Source organism: Gymnodinialimonas mytili, from assembly GCF_037544085.1.
Taxonomy (GTDB): Bacteria; Pseudomonadota; Alphaproteobacteria; order Rhodobacterales; family Rhodobacteraceae; genus Gymnodinialimonas; species Gymnodinialimonas mytili.
Genome location: NZ_JBBIFW010000005.1, coordinates 293,271 through 309,829, shown reverse-complemented (window position 1 = coordinate 309,829; position 16,559 = coordinate 293,271). Strand labels below are relative to the sequence as shown.

The window sequence follows — 16,559 nt, the reverse complement described above, 5'->3', positions numbered from 1 at the left end:
TCATACATCTTCGATGCGCAGCGCGACGGGGTCGCCGAAGACCACGCCTGTTGCGGGCAAGGCCGCCAGGGCCGCATCCAAATCGGGGCGCGCGCATTTATGGGTGACGATCAGTACCGGTGCCGGACCGCTTTGGTGGTCGTATTGGCGCATCCGGTCGATGGAGATGCCGTTTTCGCCCAGGGCTGTGGCGACTTTTGCCAAGGCGCCCGGTTTGTCGATCAGCGCCATGCGCAGGTAGAAACAGGCAGGGCTTTCAGCATTGGCAGGCGTCGCCTCGGTCAGCGTTTCGGCGGGCTGGCCGAAGACCGGCAGGCGCAATCCACGCGCGATATCGCAGATATCCCCCATCACGGCGCTGGCGGTTGGGCCTTCACCTGCACCGGGTCCGCGCAGGACCACCTGCTCGACCGCATCGCCTTCGATCACCACCATATTGGTGCCGCCGACAAGCTGCCCCAGTGGCGAGCTGGCCGGGACCAGGCAGGGGGTCATGCGCTGTTCCAGACCCCGCCCGGTCATCTGCGCCACGCCCAGCAGTTTGATTTTATAGCCCAGATCGCCCGCCCGGCGGATATCGTCGATCGAGACCTGGCCGATCCCTTCCAGGCGCATGTCGTTGAACGCGACCTTTGTGCCGAAGGCGATGGCGGCGAGAAGGCTCAGCTTGTGACCCGCATCGATGCCGCCCACGTCCAGGTTCGGATCTGCCTCAAGGTAGCCCAATCCATCGGCCTCATCAAAAGCCTCTTGATAGGTCAGTCCGCCTGCATCCATGCGCGTCAGGATGTAATTGCAGGTGCCGTTCATGACGCCCATCACGCGGGTGATCCGGTTGCCCGCCAAGCCTTCGGTCAGACTTTTGATCACCGGGATGCCGCCTGCGACGGCGGCCTCATAACGCAGCGCGGCGCCGTGTGCCTCGGCCAACTCCGCAAGCGCTTGGCCATGATGGGCCAGCATGGCCTTATTGGCGGTGACCACGTCTTTGCCCGCATGAAGCGCGGCTTCGGTTGCGTCTTTGGCTGGACCGCTATCGCCGCCCATCAGCTCCACGAAGACATCCACATCGTCGCGCTTGGCGAGGGCGACCGGATCGTCCTCCCACGCATAGTCCTTTAACGAGACGCCACGATCCTTGTCACGGCTGCGGGCGGATACGGCCGTGATAACCAGATTGCGTCCAGTGCGGGCCGACAGCAAAGTTGCCTGGCGCTGGATGATTTTGACAACGCCCACACCAACGGTGCCAAGCCCGGCGATGCCAAGTCGAATAGGGTCGGTCATCGGGGCCTCCGGACGCAGTGAAATCGGGTGGCGCCGATGTAGCGGGTCATCGCCAGGGCTGCAACGCGTGGTGTCTTCAAAGTTGCAGGGATCTGAGCCAGGCGGCGCGACGGCGCAGATCGGCGGCACGCGCATCCAGGTCGCGACCTTCATCTGCGGCGTCTCGCGGCAACTCACCTTCTGCGGTGCTGAGCAAGCTGTCGAGCGGCAGCAATGTTGGGTAGCCTTGCGCCCGCGCTTCGGGCGAGATGCGTTGCGCCAATTCGGGGCCACCCGGCGAACAGGCCGTGAGAGCAAAAAGCGCAAGGGCGAGAAAACGCGGAGCTGAAGTCATGGATTAGCCGTAGCCCATGGTCAGGGCGCAAGTCCAGCGATGCAGTGGGCTCTGTCTTGAATTGAACGAGCGTTCAGATAAGGTGCGCGGATGGCAAGAAAGCAAGGCAGCCACGCCGGGACAACAGGGCCCAAGGTTCGCGACGCCGCGTTGAGATTGTTTGCGCGCCATGGATTTGCAGCCGTCTCGATGCGCCAGATCGCGGCGGAGGTCGGCGTTCAGGCGGGCGCGCTTTATCTCTATACACCCGACAAGCAGACGCTGCTGTTTGAGTTGATGACAGATCACTTGCGCGATTTGTTGGAAGATTGGCAGCCCCCCGGTGGCGGTCCGGTGGCCGAGTTGGAGGATTTCGCCCGGCATCACATCCGCTATCACCTTGATCGACCCGACCTGGTTTTCATTGCCTATATGGAATTGCGCAATTTGACGCCTGAGAATTTCGCGGCGGTCGAACGGTTGCGCGGCGCCTATGAAGCGCGGCTGGAGGCGGTGCTTCGGTCAGGCGTCGCGGATGGCAAATTTGATGTGCCGGATGTGAAGCTTGCGACGATGGGCTTGATCGCGATGCTGACCGGGGTGACGACCTGGTTCAAGGATGGCGGCAGGCTCAGCCGGGTCGATGTCGAGGACATCTATTGGGGCATGGTGCGTAAGGCGGTGTCAGCCTGATCGCTATTACGATGTGAAGCTGAGCGAAGGGCGGCCCGTCTCGGACCCCACTTTCCGGTCGGAAAGCGGAGCCTCTCACCGGGCCGCGTTGCCACGGAATGTGGCGACGTCACCACGTTATTGGGCGGACACTGCGTTCGGTGCGGTGTGACGCTGCCTTGGGAAGGGCACCAAACGCTCCTGATCCTCATCCCAAAGCTTGAGGGTAAAGGAGCGAAACGCCTCCAACCAGCCGATGGTCTGCACCTCATATTGTTGGCGGAGCGCCACATGACAGGCGCGCAATCGGTAGGACGGGATGTTGGCGTTGAAATGATGGATGTCGTGGTAGGTGATATTCGCCACGGCCAAGTCGAACCACCAACCCAGATCGAGGGCGGATGATCCTTGCAGCGCCGCGCGGGCCGGGTTGAGATCTGGTTTGCGATCCCACCATGTATCTTCGAAATTGTGCTGCAGGTAGACTAGAAACACGCCGATACAGCCTGCGGCGAAGACTGTGCCCGCATAGATCACAAGCCCCGGCCCGCCCGCCATCAGCCAAATCGCAAAGACCCAGAGTGCCAGAACAGCATTGTGGACCAACACTTGCCGCGGTGCGATCCGCGCAGAATTCTTCGGCCAGCGATAGGCGAGCGCGTAGGTCAGCAAGCCGCCCACCGGGATCATCAGCAGCGGGCTGCGATAGAGGCGATAATGCAACCGTTTCCAGAACCCTGCCGCGTTCCATTCGCGCAGGGTCATGGTGGAGATCTCGGTGGTATCCCGCTCATCCAGGTTACCAAGATGGCTGTGATGCTCGTTATGGTTGTGTTGCATAACAGCGAAAGGTGTCAGAGTGAAGGCGCTGAGCACGTGACCTGCAAGCGTGTTGAGCCGCTTGGTCGTGAACAACGAATTATGTCCGGTATCATGTTGTAGCACATAAAGCCGGACACCGGCAAAAGCATTGATGACGATCAGCGGCACCACCAGCCACCAGATGGGCCAAGCTAAAACCGTAAGCCAGAGTGTGAAGAAATAAGCGGCAAAGCTGCCGAAGAAACTCAGCGATGCCAGGCGGTTGTCCCGTTTGGTCCAGCTTCGTGTGAAGCGGCGCAATTCGCGCTCGGCCTCTTTGCGATAGGTCGGTGTAATTTCAGGACGGGTCGGTGTGGCGTGCATTGGTCCGATCCAGATCTTAGTCGTGTTTGCATGGCTGAAACGTCTTGTCCCAGCATTGGTTCCGGCGGCCCGCACCGCCCGCGTAGTATTTAAGAAGTGTTTACGATTGTTCAAATTGTCATGGCGCCATGGACGTTGCAATATTACGCCAAGCAGCGCGCGGTGTTGGCGGGTCTCTGCTGATCATGGGTTGCGGTTTTTCTGCAGTGGCGCCAAGTCTGGACGCGTGAACATCGTTCAAGAGGCAAGCATGGTCGGAAAAGTTGAGGCACGCAAAGCCGCATTGCGGGACAAACTGGTGGATTTGGCCGAGGCGCAGATTGCAGCGGATGGCCTAAGCTCTCTGCGGGCGCGCGATCTGGCGCGCGAGGCGGGCTGCGCCGTCGGGGCCATCTACACGCATTTCGATGACATGCATGCGCTGATCTTGCAGGTAAATGGCCGCACCTTTGTGCGTCTCGGGGAATGCGTGGCGCAGGCTGTGGCCGAAAGCCGTGAAGCAACGCCGAACGACCAACTGATCGCGATGTCCCACGCTTATCTGGGTTTTGCCAGCGACCATCCGCGGCTGTGGCGGGCCCTGTTCGATATCGAGATGACCAACGATACCCACGTCCCCGAATGGTACGACACATCGCTGGCGCAGCTTTTTGCGTTCATCAAGGCGCCCTTGGCCAAGATTTTTCCGGATGACAGCCCCGATGCGCTGGATTTGATGACCCGCACCCTGTTTTCGTCCGTGCATGGAATTGTGCTGTTGGGCCTTGAAAACAGGATCTCCGCAGTGCCGAAGCCGCAATTAGAGCAGATGATCTGCCTGCTTCTGGAGCAAGTCGGCGAAAAAAATTGAACGTCGTTCATATTTTTTCTTGAACGGCGTTCGGAGAATCGCTATATCCGATTCATGAACAACGTTCATTTCTTGGAGGGCGAAATGTTTAGAACACTGACAACCCTATTCGACGGCGCCAATGCACGGGCAGAAGAACGGCTGCGGGATCATTTCAGCATTGAACTGATTGACCAAAAGATCCGCGAGGCTGAGGCCAGCCTGAAGGCGGCGAAATTCACTCTGGCCTCTTTGATGCAGCGCGAGCGCGGTGAAACACGGCAAGTCGAGGCGCTGCAAAATCGAATTGCGGATCTGATGGGCCGCGCAAAACTGGCCTTGGATGAAGGTCGTGAAGACTTAGCAACCGAGGCCGCAACAGCGGTGGCGCAGCTGGAAAACGAGTTGACCATCCGCCGCAGCACAGTGGAGCGGCTGGAGACGCGGATCCTGAAGCTGCGGCATTCGATCGAAGGGGCGCATCGCCGAATTATCGATTTAAAACAGGGGGCTCTGGCCGCGCGAGCGGCGAAGAAAGAGGCCGATATCCAGAAACGTCTTGGCCGTAATGTGGCCCAGGACACCGCATTTGAAGAGGCCGAGGCGCTGATCGCGCGGGTGTTGAACCGCGACGATCCGTTCGAACAAACGCAGATCCTGAAGGAGATCGACCAAGGCTTGGATCAAACCAACATGTCCGACCGGTTGGCCGAGGCAGGCTTTGGCGATCCGACGAAATCCACCGCGGCTGATGTGCTCTCGCGCCTGAAGGCGCAGCAGGCGGACGACAAGTAATTCACGATAAGTAATCCGCAATTTATCCCCAGATTTATACACTCTACCAAAGGACAAGACCAATGAATGATCGTCACCATAACACCCTGATTATGAACCTGAACTTCCTGGGCGTTGCGCTGGCCTATGGCTTGCTGGCCATCTCGCTCTGGCTGTCGACCGATGTGCCGCTCTCCACCAAGGGTTATTGGGGCATGGGCATCGTGCTGCTGACGCTGAGCCTGGTGAATGTTGTGAAGTACCGCTTTGATATGCGGCTGGGCGATGACCGCCTGGCGAAGATCGAAGAGGCCCGCAACGAAAAGCTGCTGGAAGATGCCCTGAAAGAGGAGGTGTGAGTGTTGCCGACACTATCGGCGACCCCAAGATGACATGAAAAACGCCCCGGATTTCGGTCCGGGGCGTTTGCATTTCGAAGCGATCAGAGCGGCGCAAGCTAGATCAATGGTAGATCAATTTGCGTCGCGCCAACCCGCAGAGGGCCGATCACAGATCCGGATAGATTGGGAATTTGGCGCAGAGCGCCTCAACCTCTGTGCGGACCTTGGCTTCAACCTCGGCATTGCCGTCCTCGCCATTCGCGGCGAGGCCATCGACAACCTCAACAATCCAATCGGCGATCTGGCGGAACTCGGCCTCGGCAAATCCTCGGGTGGTGCCGGCGGGCGAGCCGAGCCGGATGCCGGAGGTGATCATCGGCTTTTCAGTATCGAACGGAATGCCGTTCTTGTTGCAGGTGATATGGGCGCGGCCGAGCGCCTTTTCAGTCGCGTTGCCCTTCACGCCTTTGGGCCGCAGATCGACCAGCATTAAATGCGTGTCAGTGCCCCCAGTGACGATATCGAGGCCACCTTTCATCAACTGGTCGGCCAGCGCCTTGGCATTGGCAATGACCTGGGCTTGGTAATCCTTAAAGCCGGGGCGCAGCGCCTCACCGAAGGCCACGGCCTTTGCGGCGATCACATGCATCAGGGGGCCGCCCTGAATGCCGGGAAAGATTGCGGAGTTCACCTTTTTGGCGATGGTCTCGTCATCGGTTAGGATCATGCCGCCGCGCGGGCCGCGCAGGGTTTTGTGGGTGGTCGTTGTCGCGACATGGGCGTGCGGGAAGGGCGAGGGGTAGTGACCCGACGCCACCAGGCCCGCGAAATGCGCCATATCGACCAAAAGATAGGCGCCGACACTATCGGCGATCTCGCGCATCTTGGCGAAATCGATGATCCGCGGAATGGCCGAGCCGCCCGCGATCAGCATTTTGGGCTTATGCTCGGCGGCCAATTCGGCGATCTGCTCGTAGTCGACCTCAAGATCCTGCTTGCGGACCCCATATTGGATGGCGTTGAACCATTTGCCCGATTGATTAGGCCGCGCGCCATGGGTCAGGTGACCACCGGCGTCGAGGCTCATGCCTAGGATCGTATCGCCAGGCTGCAACAGCGCGGTGAAGACACCTTGGTTGGCCTGGCTGCCGGAATTAGGCTGGACGTTTGCAAAGCCCACATTGAACAATTGCTTGGCGCGGTCGATGGCCAATTCCTCGGCGATATCGACATATTGGCAGCCCCCGTAATAGCGGCGGCCCGGATAGCCTTCGGCGTATTTATTGGTCATCACGCCGCCCTGTGCCTCCATCACTGCGGCGGAGACGATGTTTTCGGATGCGATCAGCTCGATCTCATTGCGCTGGCGGCCCAACTCCTGACCGGTCGCGGCAAAAATCTCGGGGTCGCGGGTTTCCAGGCGTTCGGTGAAAAACGTCTCATCGCGGTGGGGGGCGTTCATGGCAGCTCCTCCTCGGGGCATTGTTGCTGAATTGAGGAGCGATGTAGGCCGTTTTCCCAGGTCAGGAAAGCCTTGATCGCGGCGTGTGGCGCGGCAAAACCGGCGTTTCAAGCCCTTGGCAGTGGCGATGACGCCCCGATAATGGATTGTGTTTCCGAAGGGCGCAGGCAATGGTCAGGGCCTTAAGACGAGGGACGCCGCGCCGGTCGGCGGGAGAAGTTGAGGGAGGCCGCGCCATGCCCGCCGCGCGTAACATCGCGTTTCTGGCGTCAGAGACGCCGCTGGCGCAAGACGCCAAAGCACGGCTTGAGGCGCGCTTTGGCAGTTTCGCACCGCGCGATGCCGATGTGATCGTCGCGCTGGGGGGCGACGGGTTCATGTTGTCGACGCTCCATGGCACCCAGGCGCTGCCCGCGCCAGTCTATGGGATGAATCGCGGCACGGTTGGTTTTTTGATGAATGGTTACGGCGAGGACGATCTGATTGATCGGCTTGAAGCCTCGGAAGAAGCGGTGATCAATCCGCTTCATATGCATGCCGAATGCCAAGACGGCTCGACCGTCGATGCGCTGGCGATCAACGAGGTGAGCTTGCTGCGCGCGGGACCCCAGGCGGCAAAGCTGCGGATCCATGTCGATGGCAAGCTGCGGATGCAGGAGCTGGTCTGCGATGGTGCATTGGTCAGCACGCCCGCGGGATCGACGGCCTACAATTATTCTGCCCACGGACCGATCCTGCCGATTGGCGCGGATGTGTTGGCGGTAACGGCGGTGGCGGCATTTCGACCGCGGCGCTGGCGCGGGGCGTTGCTGCCCAAGGCCGCGGTGGTGCGGTTCGAAGTGGTGGAACCGGACAAGCGCCCGGTCATGGCAGACGCCGACAGCCGCTCGGTTCAGTCGGTATCTGCGGTGGAAATCAGGTCAGAGCCAAGTGTGAAGCACCGGATCCTGTTCGATCCGGGCCATGGGTTGGAGGAGCGGCTGTTGCGCGAGCAGTTCCAATGACGGGGAAACGCGCGACCGCACGCCCCCTGACGGGAGCCCTTGGCCGCGCGTGCTGCCGCGGAATATGTCGGGGGACGGCGCGGCCTGTCTGAGCCGGCGGAAAAGTGGAGAACGGGTGATGGAGAGTGACAAACCGGATGGGTTGCGGGATGCGGCCTTGGCCTACCATGCCAATCCACGGCCTGGAAAGCTGGAGATCCGGGCGACCAAGCCCTTGGCCAATGGGCGCGATCTGGCGCGGGCCTATTCGCCGGGTGTCGCGGAGGCCAGCCTGGAGATCCGCGATGATCCGGCCAATGCGGCGCGCTACACGGCGCGGGGCAATCTGGTGGCGGTGGTCTCCAACGGGTCGGCGGTGTTGGGCCTTGGAAATATCGGCGCGCTGGCGAGCAAGCCGGTGATGGAAGGAAAGGCGGTTCTGTTCAAGAAATTCGCCAATATCGATTGCTTCGACATTGAGGTGAACGAATCCGACCCGGAAAAGTTGGCCGATATCGTTTGTGCGCTGGAGCCGACTTTCGGGGCCATCAACCTTGAAGATATCAAGGCCCCGGATTGTTTCATCGTGGAAGAGCTGTGCCGGGCGCGCATGGGCATTCCAGTGTTCCATGATGACCAGCACGGCACTGCTATTGTGGTCGGAGCTGCCGCGACGAATGCCTTGCAGGTCGCCGGAAAGCGGTTCGAGGACATCAAGGTTGTTTCCACCGGTGGTGGGGCGGCTGGGATCGCCTGCTTGAACATGCTGCTGAAGCTGGGCGTGAAGCGTGAGAATGTGTGGCTGTGCGATATCGACGGTCTTGTCTATGAGGGCCGCGGGGGCTCGACGCCGCAGAAAGACGCCTTTGCCCAGGGGGCCGAGGCGAAGGGTTTGGGGGATGTGATCAGCGGGGCCGATCTGTTTCTGGGCCTGAGCGGGCCGGGGGTGTTGACGGCGGATATGGTCGCCAAGATGGCGGCGCGTCCGATCATCTTTGCGCTGGCCAATCCGACGCCGGAAATCCTGCCTGACGCGGCGCGGGCCGTGGCGCCCGATGCGATCATCGCAACCGGGCGCAGCGATTTTCCCAACCAAGTCAACAATGTCCTGTGCTTCCCCTTCATCTTTCGCGGCGCCTTGGATGTCGGCGCGACCGAGATCAATGACGCGATGCAGCTGGCCTGTATCGACGGTATCGCGGCCATGGCGCGGGCCACGACCAGCGCCGAGGCGGCGGCCGCCTATAAGGGGGAGCAGCTGACCTTTGGCGCCGATTACCTGATCCCCAAACCCTTCGACCCGCGCTTGACCGCGGTTGTTGCCAGTGCCGTGGCCGAGGCGGCGATGAGCTCGGGTGTGGCGACGCGGCCTTTGGAGGATCTGAATGCATACAGGGCCAAGCTGAACCAGAGCGTGTTCAAATCGGCGCTGATCATGCGGCCCGTTTTCGATGCCGCCGCCACCGCTGAACGTAAGATCGTCTTTGCCGAAGGTGAGGACGAGCGGGTGTTGCGCGCGGCCCAGGCGATGGTGCAGGAAACCACGGATATGCCGATCCTGATCGGGCGGCCCGATGTCATCGCGCAGCGCATCGAAAGGGCCGGCCTGGTCATTGCGCCGGGCCGCGATGTGGAATTGGTGAACCCTGAAAACGACCCGCGCTATCGGGAGTATTGGGAAACATATCATCGGGTGATGGCGCGCCGCGGGGTTTCCCCCGATCTGGCCCGGGCGATCATGCGCACGAACACCACCGCGATTGGGGCCGTTATGGTGCATCGCGGCGATGCCGACAGCCTGATTTGCGGGACATTCGGGCAATATCTATGGCATCTGAATTATGTGTGTCAGGTGTTAGGATCGGACAAGCATCGCGCCACCGGCGCGCTCAGCCTTGTGATCCTGGAAGACGGCCCGCTGTTCATCGCAGATACGCAGATCAACCCGATCCCGACGCCGATCCAGATCGCCGAAACGGTGGTGGCCTGTGCGCGCCATGTCCGGCGTTTCGGGGTCGAGCCCAAGATTGCACTGTGTTCCGGCAGCCAATTCGGCAATCTCGACAGCGATAGCGGGGTGAGGATGCGCGCGGCGCTGGATCTGCTGGACGCCGAAACCCGCGATTTCATCTATGAGGGCGAGATGCATGTCGATAGCGCGCTGGACCCAGAGCTGCGCGCGCGGGTTTTCCCGAATTGTCGGCTGGAGGGCGCGGCCAACGCGTTGGTCTTTGCATCGACCGATGCGGCGGGCGCGGCGCGCAATGTGCTGAAAGCGAAGGCCAATGGGCTGGAGGTGGGACCCATCCTGATGGGGATGGGCAACCGCGCTCATATCGTGACGCCTTCGATCACCGCACGGGGCCTGCTGAATATCTCCGCCTTGGCTGGGACACCGGTCAGTCACTATGGGTAAGCGGGCGCGGTGGTCTATCGGCCACAGCCCACCGTACGGTGGATCGTAACTTGGCGCATTTTATAGCAATGTGAGCCCGCGACTGGTATACAGGCGCGAATTCTCCTGACATGGGCCGGTTATGACACGTTCCTCCGAGCCAACATCTGGGCGGCGAGATCAGGCGCATATCACCTCTGCGTCGTCGGTTGATGTGCTGCAAAAACTGTCCCACGACATCCGATCCGCGATCTCCGATGTGGTGGGCGGGCTGCGGCTGGTCGAGACCGACCGATTGGATCTGCGGACGCAGACGCAACTTGATCGGGTGCGCGCCGCTGCTGACACATTGGCGGCCTTGGTCGACGAGACCCTGATGGCCGCGTCGGGCGAGACGGTGGTAAAGCGCGGTGCAGCGGAATTGGACCTCGCGCCCTGGCTTGACGCACTGAATGGACGTTGGACCGGCCGCGCGGCAGAGCGTGGCAGTCGGTTTCAGATCCGGACAATCGGTCGATTGCCGCAACGTCTGCGGGTGCCCCCGTTATTGCTGGAGCGGATCCTAGCCAATTTGGTGGGCAATGCGCTGGTCCATGTGCCGGGCGGCGATGTCACGGTCGAGCTTCTGGCTGACGAAGAAATGGGTCTGACGATTTGCATTTGCGATGACGGTCCCGGTTTTCCGCCGGCCTTGCTCAGCGCAATGGCCGCCGGTGATACCACACGCGCGCTGGGCAAGACCGGTGGGTCGGGCTTGGGTCTGCGGATCGCGCGGGATCTCAGCGATGAGGTTGGCGCCGAATTGACGTTGATGAACGACCCGGTGCGCAATGGCGGGACGGCGGCGCTGATCCTGCCCGCGCCCTTGTTGGATTGGACCGGCGACGGAGCCGCAACGGAGGCCATGGATATCCCGGACCTGTCCGACCTGAAGATCCTGGTCGCAGAGGATAACCTGACCAATCAGATGATCTTGCGCCAGATGCTGGACAAGATGAATGGAAAGGCGGTTTTTGTCGCCGACGGTGTCGCCGCCACCGATGCCCTGCAACGCGAGCGCTTCGATATCGCCCTGGTGGACATCGAAATGCCGCGGATGAACGGATTGGAGTTGATGCAATGGGTGCGCGCCAGCGGGGGGCGCTATGCCGACATGCCTCTGGTTGCGATCACGGCCTATGTGCTGCGTGACAATCGTGAGGCGATTTACGCCGCGGGCGCGGACGCGATCATCGGCAAACCCATCAGCTCGTCGGCGGATTTTGGACGAGCTATTTTGCGCCATGTCGGGCGACCGGTCGGCTTACCTGATCCCGAAGATGTGGCCTTGGGCCGGACCGGGGCCGAGGGGTTTGCCATCAAGATGGACGATACGCGGCTGGCGCGGCTTTTGGAGGCGGCAGGGCCCGATGACCGCGAGGAATTGTTGAACCGGCTTGTCGAAGATCTGCGTGCCGTGCGCGAAGCGTTGGATGGCGGCGTGGCTGCCGGATCCGTCGCCATTATCCGGGCGCAAACCCATATCCTGATCGCGATTTCGGGCGCTGTCGGGGCCGAGCGGCTCTGCCAATTGGCTGAGGTGCTCAACATTGCCGCGAAACGGCGTCGCCTGGGCAATCTGACCGGCATCTACGCGCCTGTCCGCGCGGATCTGTTGGACCTTCTGATGGCCATCGAGGCGCGACGCGACGCCTGTCTTTAGGGCCGCCCTTGCGCTTGTCGCGGCAGGGCTCCACACTGGTTGAAACAACGCCAGGGGAACGGTCGCAATGTCCGACAGATCATTACTCGACCACGCCAGGGCGGTGCGTTTTCGCGCCTATGCGCCCTATTCCAAGTTCCAAGTTGGCTGCGCGATTCGCGCCTCGGACGGATCAGTTCATGTGGGTTGCAACGTGGAAAACGTGGCCTATCCCGAAGGGACTTGCGCCGAGGCCGGTGCGATTGCGGCAATGATTGCCGCAGGGGCAACCCGCATCGCCGAGATCACCGTGATCGCCGATAGCCCCGCGCCGGTGCCGCCCTGCGGCGGCTGCCGTCAGAAACTGGCTGAATTTGCCGATGGTGAAGTTGTGGTGCAAATGGCCACGACAGAAGGCGTTCTGAAAGAGATGCGGGTTGCCGATTTGCTGCCGGGTCAATTCGAGGCCAGCCATATGGCGCGTGTGGACTAAACAGGAATGAGCGACGCGCGCACGATCCTGGAAAAGCTGCGCCGCGGCGACAGACCGACAGAGGCGGAATTATACTGGTTTGCCGAGGGCCTGGCCTGCGGCACGGTCAGCGACGCGCAAGCCGGCGCCTTTGCAATGGCGGTCTGCACCCATGGGTTGGGCTCGGACGGGCGGGTGCAACTGACCAATGCAATGACCGAAACGGGTCAGCGCCTGAAATGGCGCCTGGATGGCCCGGTAGTCGATAAGCATTCGACCGGCGGCGTGGGGGATTGCGTGTCGCTGATCCTTGCACCCGCACTTGCGGCTTGTGGCGCATTTGTGCCGATGATTTCAGGCCGTGGGTTGGGCCATACCGGCGGCACATTGGACAAGCTGGAGGCGATCCCCGGCTACAACACCGATGTGCATCCCGACGATTTTCAGGACATTGTGGCTGATGTGGGCTGCGCCATCGTCGGCGCGTCCGCCGATATCGCACCTGCCGACAAGCGGCTTTATGCGGTGCGGGATGTGACAGGCACGGTTGACTCGATCGACCTGATTACCGCGTCGATCTTGTCGAAGAAAATGGCGTCGGGGCTTGAGGCTTTGATCCTGGATGTGAAAACTGGCAGCGGCGCCTTCATGGCAGAGCCAGGCGCGGCCCTGGATTTGGCGCAGGCTTTGGTCGGCACGGCCCAGGGTGCGGGATGTATGACCTCCGCCTTGGTGAGCGATATGAACCAACCGCTTGCCGCCAGCGCTGGCAATGCGCTGGAGATCATTGAAGTGATGGAAGTCCTGACCGGATCGGGCGACGCGTTGGATCAAAACCTGGCGAAGTTGACCATTGCGCTTGGCGGCGAGCTTTTGGCGCTCGGTGGTCTGGCGGCCGATGCCGCCGATGGTGAGGGGCGGATCCGCGGCGCGATTGAGCGGGGCGATGCCGCCTCGGTCTTCGGTGATATGGTCGCCGAATTGGGCGGTCCGGCTGATTTTGTGGAACGCTGGCCCGACCGGTTGCCCGCCGCGCGGGTGATGCTCGATATCCACCCGAGCGCAGCCGGACAGATTGCCGCTGTCGATACCCGGATGCTGGGCGAGATTGTGGTGCGACTGGGCGGGGGCCGGATGCGGGCCAAGGACCGAATTGACCTTACGGTGGGCTTGTCCGATATCGCGCGGCTTGGCGAAACCGTGGACAATTCCCGCCCTCTCGCGCGGATCCATGCGGCAACCGAAGAAGCCGGGCGGGCCGTCGCCGCGGATCTTCGCAAGGCGTTCACACTCAGCGACGGCGTGGTCGAGGTGCCGCCCCTGATCGTAGAAAGGATCGGATAATGCCGCGGGCATTTTTGGTGGTGATGGACTCCGTCGGCATCGGCGGCGCACCGGATGCGGCGCAGTTTTTCAACGGTGACATCCCCGATACCGGCGCCAACACGCTGGCCCATATCGCGCAAAGGCGCGGGGCAGAGGGTGCGCCCCTGCGCATGCCGGTCCTGGATGCGTTGGGCTTGGGAGCCGCGATCCAGCTAGCCTCGGATGAGGCGGCGCCGGGGTTTTCGGCGGTGCCGACTGGGCTTTGGGGGGCGGCCCAGGAAGTGAGCCCCGGCAAGGATACGCCGTCTGGCCATTGGGAATTGGCGGGTCTGCCCGTGCCGTTTGATTGGACCTATTTTCCAGAGAAGACCAATAGCTTTCCGGCGGATCTGATTGCCGATGTCAAACGCATCGCAGGTATCGACGGTATCTTGGGCAATGAACATGCCTCGGGCACCGAGATCATCGCGCGTCTGGGGGAGGAGCATCAAGAAACCGGGTGGCCGATTTGCTATACCTCGGCCGACAGCGTGTTTCAGATCGCGGCCCATGAGGACAGCTATGGGCTCGACCGGCTTTATCAGCTCTGTGCGGATCTGGCGCCGATCTTGCATAAGATGCGGGTGGGCCGGGTGATCGCACGGCCCTTTGTCGGCGCGCCGGGCGCTTATGAACGGACGGGCAATCGGCGCGACTATGCGCTGACCCCACCGGCACCGACCCTGCTGGATTGGGCACAAGGCGCTGGACGCGATACGATCACCATTGGCAAGATCAGCGACATTTTCGCGGGGCGGGGTGTCAGTTCGGTCACCAAAGGGCCCGACGCCAAACTGATGGTGGATCTGGCGCAGGCGGTCGAAGATGCGCCCGATGGTGCCTTGATCTTTGCGAACTTCGTGGAATTCGACAGCCTCTACGGCCACCGGCGAGATGTGGCAGGTTATGCACGTCATCTGGAATGGTTCGACGCCGCCATTGGCCCAGTGCTGGACACATTGCGACCGGATGATCTGATGATCTTGACGGCCGATCATGGCAATGATCCCACCTGGACCGGCACCGACCACACCCGCGAGCGTGTTCCAGTCCTTGCCAAGGCCCCCATTTCCGGGCAGGTGGGGATCCGCGGGTTCGCCGATGTAGGTGCATCGGTCGCCGCCTATCTGGGGCTGCCGGAGCGCGGCGCGGGGGAGAGCTTTTTGTGAGAGATATCAAGAAGGTCGAATTGCATTTGCATTTCGAAGGCGCGGCGCCGCCTGCATTCATCCGCGGCCTTGCGCAGGAAAAGAACGTCGATCTTAGTAAGATTTTCCGCGAGGATGGCAGCTATGCCTATCGCGATTTCAGCCATTTCCTCCAGGTCTATGAGGCGGCAACCTCAGTCTTGACCGGACCCGAGGAGTTTGCGCGGCTGACCCGTGCCCTGCTGGAGGAAAGCGCCAGCCACGGGGTTGTGTATACCGAAGCCTTCCTGAGCCCCGATTTTTGCGGCGGCGGCGATGTGGCGGCTTGGCGTGAGTATTTGGCGGCGATCCAAGAGGTCGCTGATACGGCCGAGCGCGATATGGGCATCAGCCTACGCGGTATCGTGACCTGCATCCGCCATTTCGGGCCCGAACAGGCCAAAGCGGTGGCCACTTGTGCGGCAGAAACCGCCAGTGAGTGGGTGGTTGGCTTTGGCATGGGCGGCGATGAGATGATGGGTGCCCCAAGTGATTTTGCCTGGTCGTTCGATTGCGCGCGCGAGGCCGGGCTCGCGATCACAACCCATGCGGGGGAATGGGGCGGCGCCAAATCCGTCCGCGACTCGGTCGAGGCGTTGCGGCCCGCCCGGATCGGCCACGGTGTGCAAGCCATCGATGACCCTGAATTGTGCGATCTGCTGGCCGAGCGGGACATCGTCTTGGAGGTCTGCCCGGGCTCGAACGTATTTCTGGGTGTCTATCCGAAGCTGGAAGCCCATCCGATCCAGCGTTTGCGGGACCGGGGTGTGAAGGTCACGATCTCAACCGACGACCCGCCGTTTTTCCACACCACCATGACCCGCGAATATGAAAACTTGTCACGGGTCTTCGGCTATGATGAGAGCGATTTCGCAGATTTTGCCAACACCGCGCTGGACGCCGCTTTTTGCGACGAGGCCACGCGCGACACGATAAGGGAGCGCCTGACCCATGAGTGACCATCTGACCATCGTCGACCACCCGCTGGTACAGCACAAGCTGACCCTGATGCGCGACAAGGAGTGTTCGACCAAGAGTTTTCGGCAATTGCTGCGCGAAATCAGCCATTTGCTGGCCTATGAGGTGACGCGCAACTTGCCGATGACGACCGTGACGGTCGAGACGCCGATCCAGCCGATGGACGCCCCGGCGATCCAGGGTAAGAAGCTGGCCTTGGTGTCGATCTTGCGGGCGGGCAATGGGTTGCTGGACGGTATCCTGGAGCTGATCCCCAATGCGCGGGTCGGCTTTGTGGGCCTCTATCGCGACCCGGACACGCTGCAGCCGGTGCAGTATTACTACAAGGTGCCCGATGCGCTGGAGGATCGTTTGACGATTGTGGTCGATCCGATGCTGGCGACGGGCAATTCCTCAGCCGCGGCGATTGATCTGCTGAAGGAAGGCGGCGCGAAGAACATCCGCTTTCTGTGTCTGCTGGCCGCACCCGAAGGGGTGGCGCGGATGAAAGAGGCGCATCCGGATGTGCCCATCGTGACAGCTGCGCTCGATACCCATCTGAATGACCACGGCTATATCGTGCCGGGTCTGGGCGATGCGGGCGACCGGATGTTCGGAACGAAATAGGCTTAGATTCCCTCCACTTGGATTTTCTT

At 61.4% G+C, this 16,559-nt stretch carries 16 protein-coding genes; 12 read left to right on the top strand and 4 right to left on the bottom strand.

The window, feature by feature from the left end; genetic code table 11:
* Positions 1-1,287 (bottom strand): homoserine dehydrogenase, encoded by a 1,287-nt coding sequence (locus tag V8J82_RS19675; protein WP_339977868.1) that lies wholly within the window; start codon positions 1,285-1,287, stop codon positions 1-3.
* Between the two features lie 76 nt (positions 1,288-1,363).
* The gene (locus V8J82_RS19670) at positions 1,364-1,621 is read right to left on the bottom strand and encodes a hypothetical protein (RefSeq protein WP_339977866.1); all 258 of its coding nucleotides are present in this window, start codon (positions 1,619-1,621) and stop codon (positions 1,364-1,366) included.
* 90 nt (positions 1,622-1,711) lie between these two features.
* Here V8J82_RS19670 and V8J82_RS19665 point away from each other — a divergent pair, with 90 nt between their 5' ends.
* Positions 1,712-2,293 (top strand): TetR/AcrR family transcriptional regulator, encoded by a 582-nt coding sequence (locus V8J82_RS19665; RefSeq protein WP_339977864.1) that lies wholly within the window; start codon positions 1,712-1,714, stop codon positions 2,291-2,293.
* Between the two features lie 117 nt (positions 2,294-2,410).
* Here the strand turns inward: V8J82_RS19665 and V8J82_RS19660 are convergent, their stop codons facing one another.
* Positions 2,411-3,457 (bottom strand): fatty acid desaturase, encoded by a 1,047-nt coding sequence (locus V8J82_RS19660; RefSeq protein WP_339977862.1) that lies wholly within the window; start codon positions 3,455-3,457, stop codon positions 2,411-2,413.
* A gap of 250 nt (positions 3,458-3,707) precedes the next feature.
* Here V8J82_RS19660 and V8J82_RS19655 point away from each other — a divergent pair, with 250 nt between their 5' ends.
* From V8J82_RS19655 to V8J82_RS19645, 3 genes are all read left to right on the top strand, one after another.
* Positions 3,708-4,307: a TetR/AcrR family transcriptional regulator gene (locus V8J82_RS19655; RefSeq protein WP_339977860.1), complete on the top strand. Its 600-nt coding sequence runs from the start codon at positions 3,708-3,710 to the stop codon at positions 4,305-4,307.
* 84 nt (positions 4,308-4,391) lie between these two features.
* The gene (locus V8J82_RS19650) at positions 4,392-5,081 is read left to right on the top strand and encodes a PspA/IM30 family protein (RefSeq protein WP_339977945.1); all 690 of its coding nucleotides are present in this window, start codon (positions 4,392-4,394) and stop codon (positions 5,079-5,081) included.
* 62 nt (positions 5,082-5,143) lie between these two features.
* On the top strand, positions 5,144-5,419 hold the full coding sequence (locus V8J82_RS19645; protein ID WP_339977858.1) for a YiaA/YiaB family inner membrane protein: 276 nt from the start codon (positions 5,144-5,146) through the stop codon (positions 5,417-5,419).
* A gap of 148 nt (positions 5,420-5,567) precedes the next feature.
* Here V8J82_RS19645 and glyA read toward each other — a convergent pair whose 3' ends face one another.
* Positions 5,568-6,863 (bottom strand): serine hydroxymethyltransferase, encoded by a 1,296-nt coding sequence (gene glyA / locus V8J82_RS19640; RefSeq protein WP_339977856.1) that lies wholly within the window; start codon positions 6,861-6,863, stop codon positions 5,568-5,570.
* A 236-nt stretch (positions 6,864-7,099) separates the two neighbouring features.
* Here glyA and V8J82_RS19635 point away from each other — a divergent pair, with 236 nt between their 5' ends.
* The 8 genes from V8J82_RS19635 (at position 7,100) to upp (ending at position 16,530) form a co-directional block, all read left to right on the top strand.
* Positions 7,100-7,867 carry an NAD kinase gene (locus V8J82_RS19635; RefSeq protein WP_339977854.1) on the top strand — a complete coding sequence of 256 codons (768 nt, stop codon included), beginning with the start codon at positions 7,100-7,102 and terminating at the stop codon, positions 7,865-7,867.
* A gap of 118 nt (positions 7,868-7,985) precedes the next feature.
* Positions 7,986-10,262 (top strand): NADP-dependent malic enzyme, encoded by a 2,277-nt coding sequence (locus tag V8J82_RS19630; RefSeq protein WP_339977852.1) that lies wholly within the window; start codon positions 7,986-7,988, stop codon positions 10,260-10,262.
* Between the two features lie 121 nt (positions 10,263-10,383).
* A complete protein-coding gene (locus V8J82_RS19625; RefSeq protein WP_339977850.1) occupies positions 10,384-11,943 on the top strand; it encodes a response regulator in 1,560 nt (519 codons plus the stop codon).
* Between the two features lie 67 nt (positions 11,944-12,010).
* The gene (locus V8J82_RS19620; protein WP_339977848.1) at positions 12,011-12,415 is read left to right on the top strand and encodes a cytidine deaminase; all 405 of its coding nucleotides are present in this window, start codon (positions 12,011-12,013) and stop codon (positions 12,413-12,415) included.
* A 6-nt stretch (positions 12,416-12,421) separates the two neighbouring features.
* Entirely contained in the window at positions 12,422-13,738 is a 1,317-nt protein-coding gene (locus V8J82_RS19615; protein WP_339977846.1) for a thymidine phosphorylase, read from the top strand.
* The gene (locus V8J82_RS19610) at positions 13,738-14,928 is read left to right on the top strand and encodes a phosphopentomutase (RefSeq protein WP_339977844.1); all 1,191 of its coding nucleotides are present in this window, start codon (positions 13,738-13,740) and stop codon (positions 14,926-14,928) included. Before V8J82_RS19615 ends, V8J82_RS19610 begins: the two co-directional genes overlap by 1 nt.
* The gene (locus tag V8J82_RS19605) at positions 14,925-15,905 is read left to right on the top strand and encodes an adenosine deaminase (protein ID WP_339977842.1); all 981 of its coding nucleotides are present in this window, start codon (positions 14,925-14,927) and stop codon (positions 15,903-15,905) included. The genes V8J82_RS19610 and V8J82_RS19605 overlap by 4 nt, the downstream gene beginning before the upstream one ends.
* The gene (gene upp / locus V8J82_RS19600; RefSeq protein WP_339977840.1) at positions 15,898-16,530 is read left to right on the top strand and encodes a uracil phosphoribosyltransferase; all 633 of its coding nucleotides are present in this window, start codon (positions 15,898-15,900) and stop codon (positions 16,528-16,530) included. Before V8J82_RS19605 ends, upp begins: the two co-directional genes overlap by 8 nt.
* Positions 16,531-16,559 lie beyond the last annotated feature (29 nt).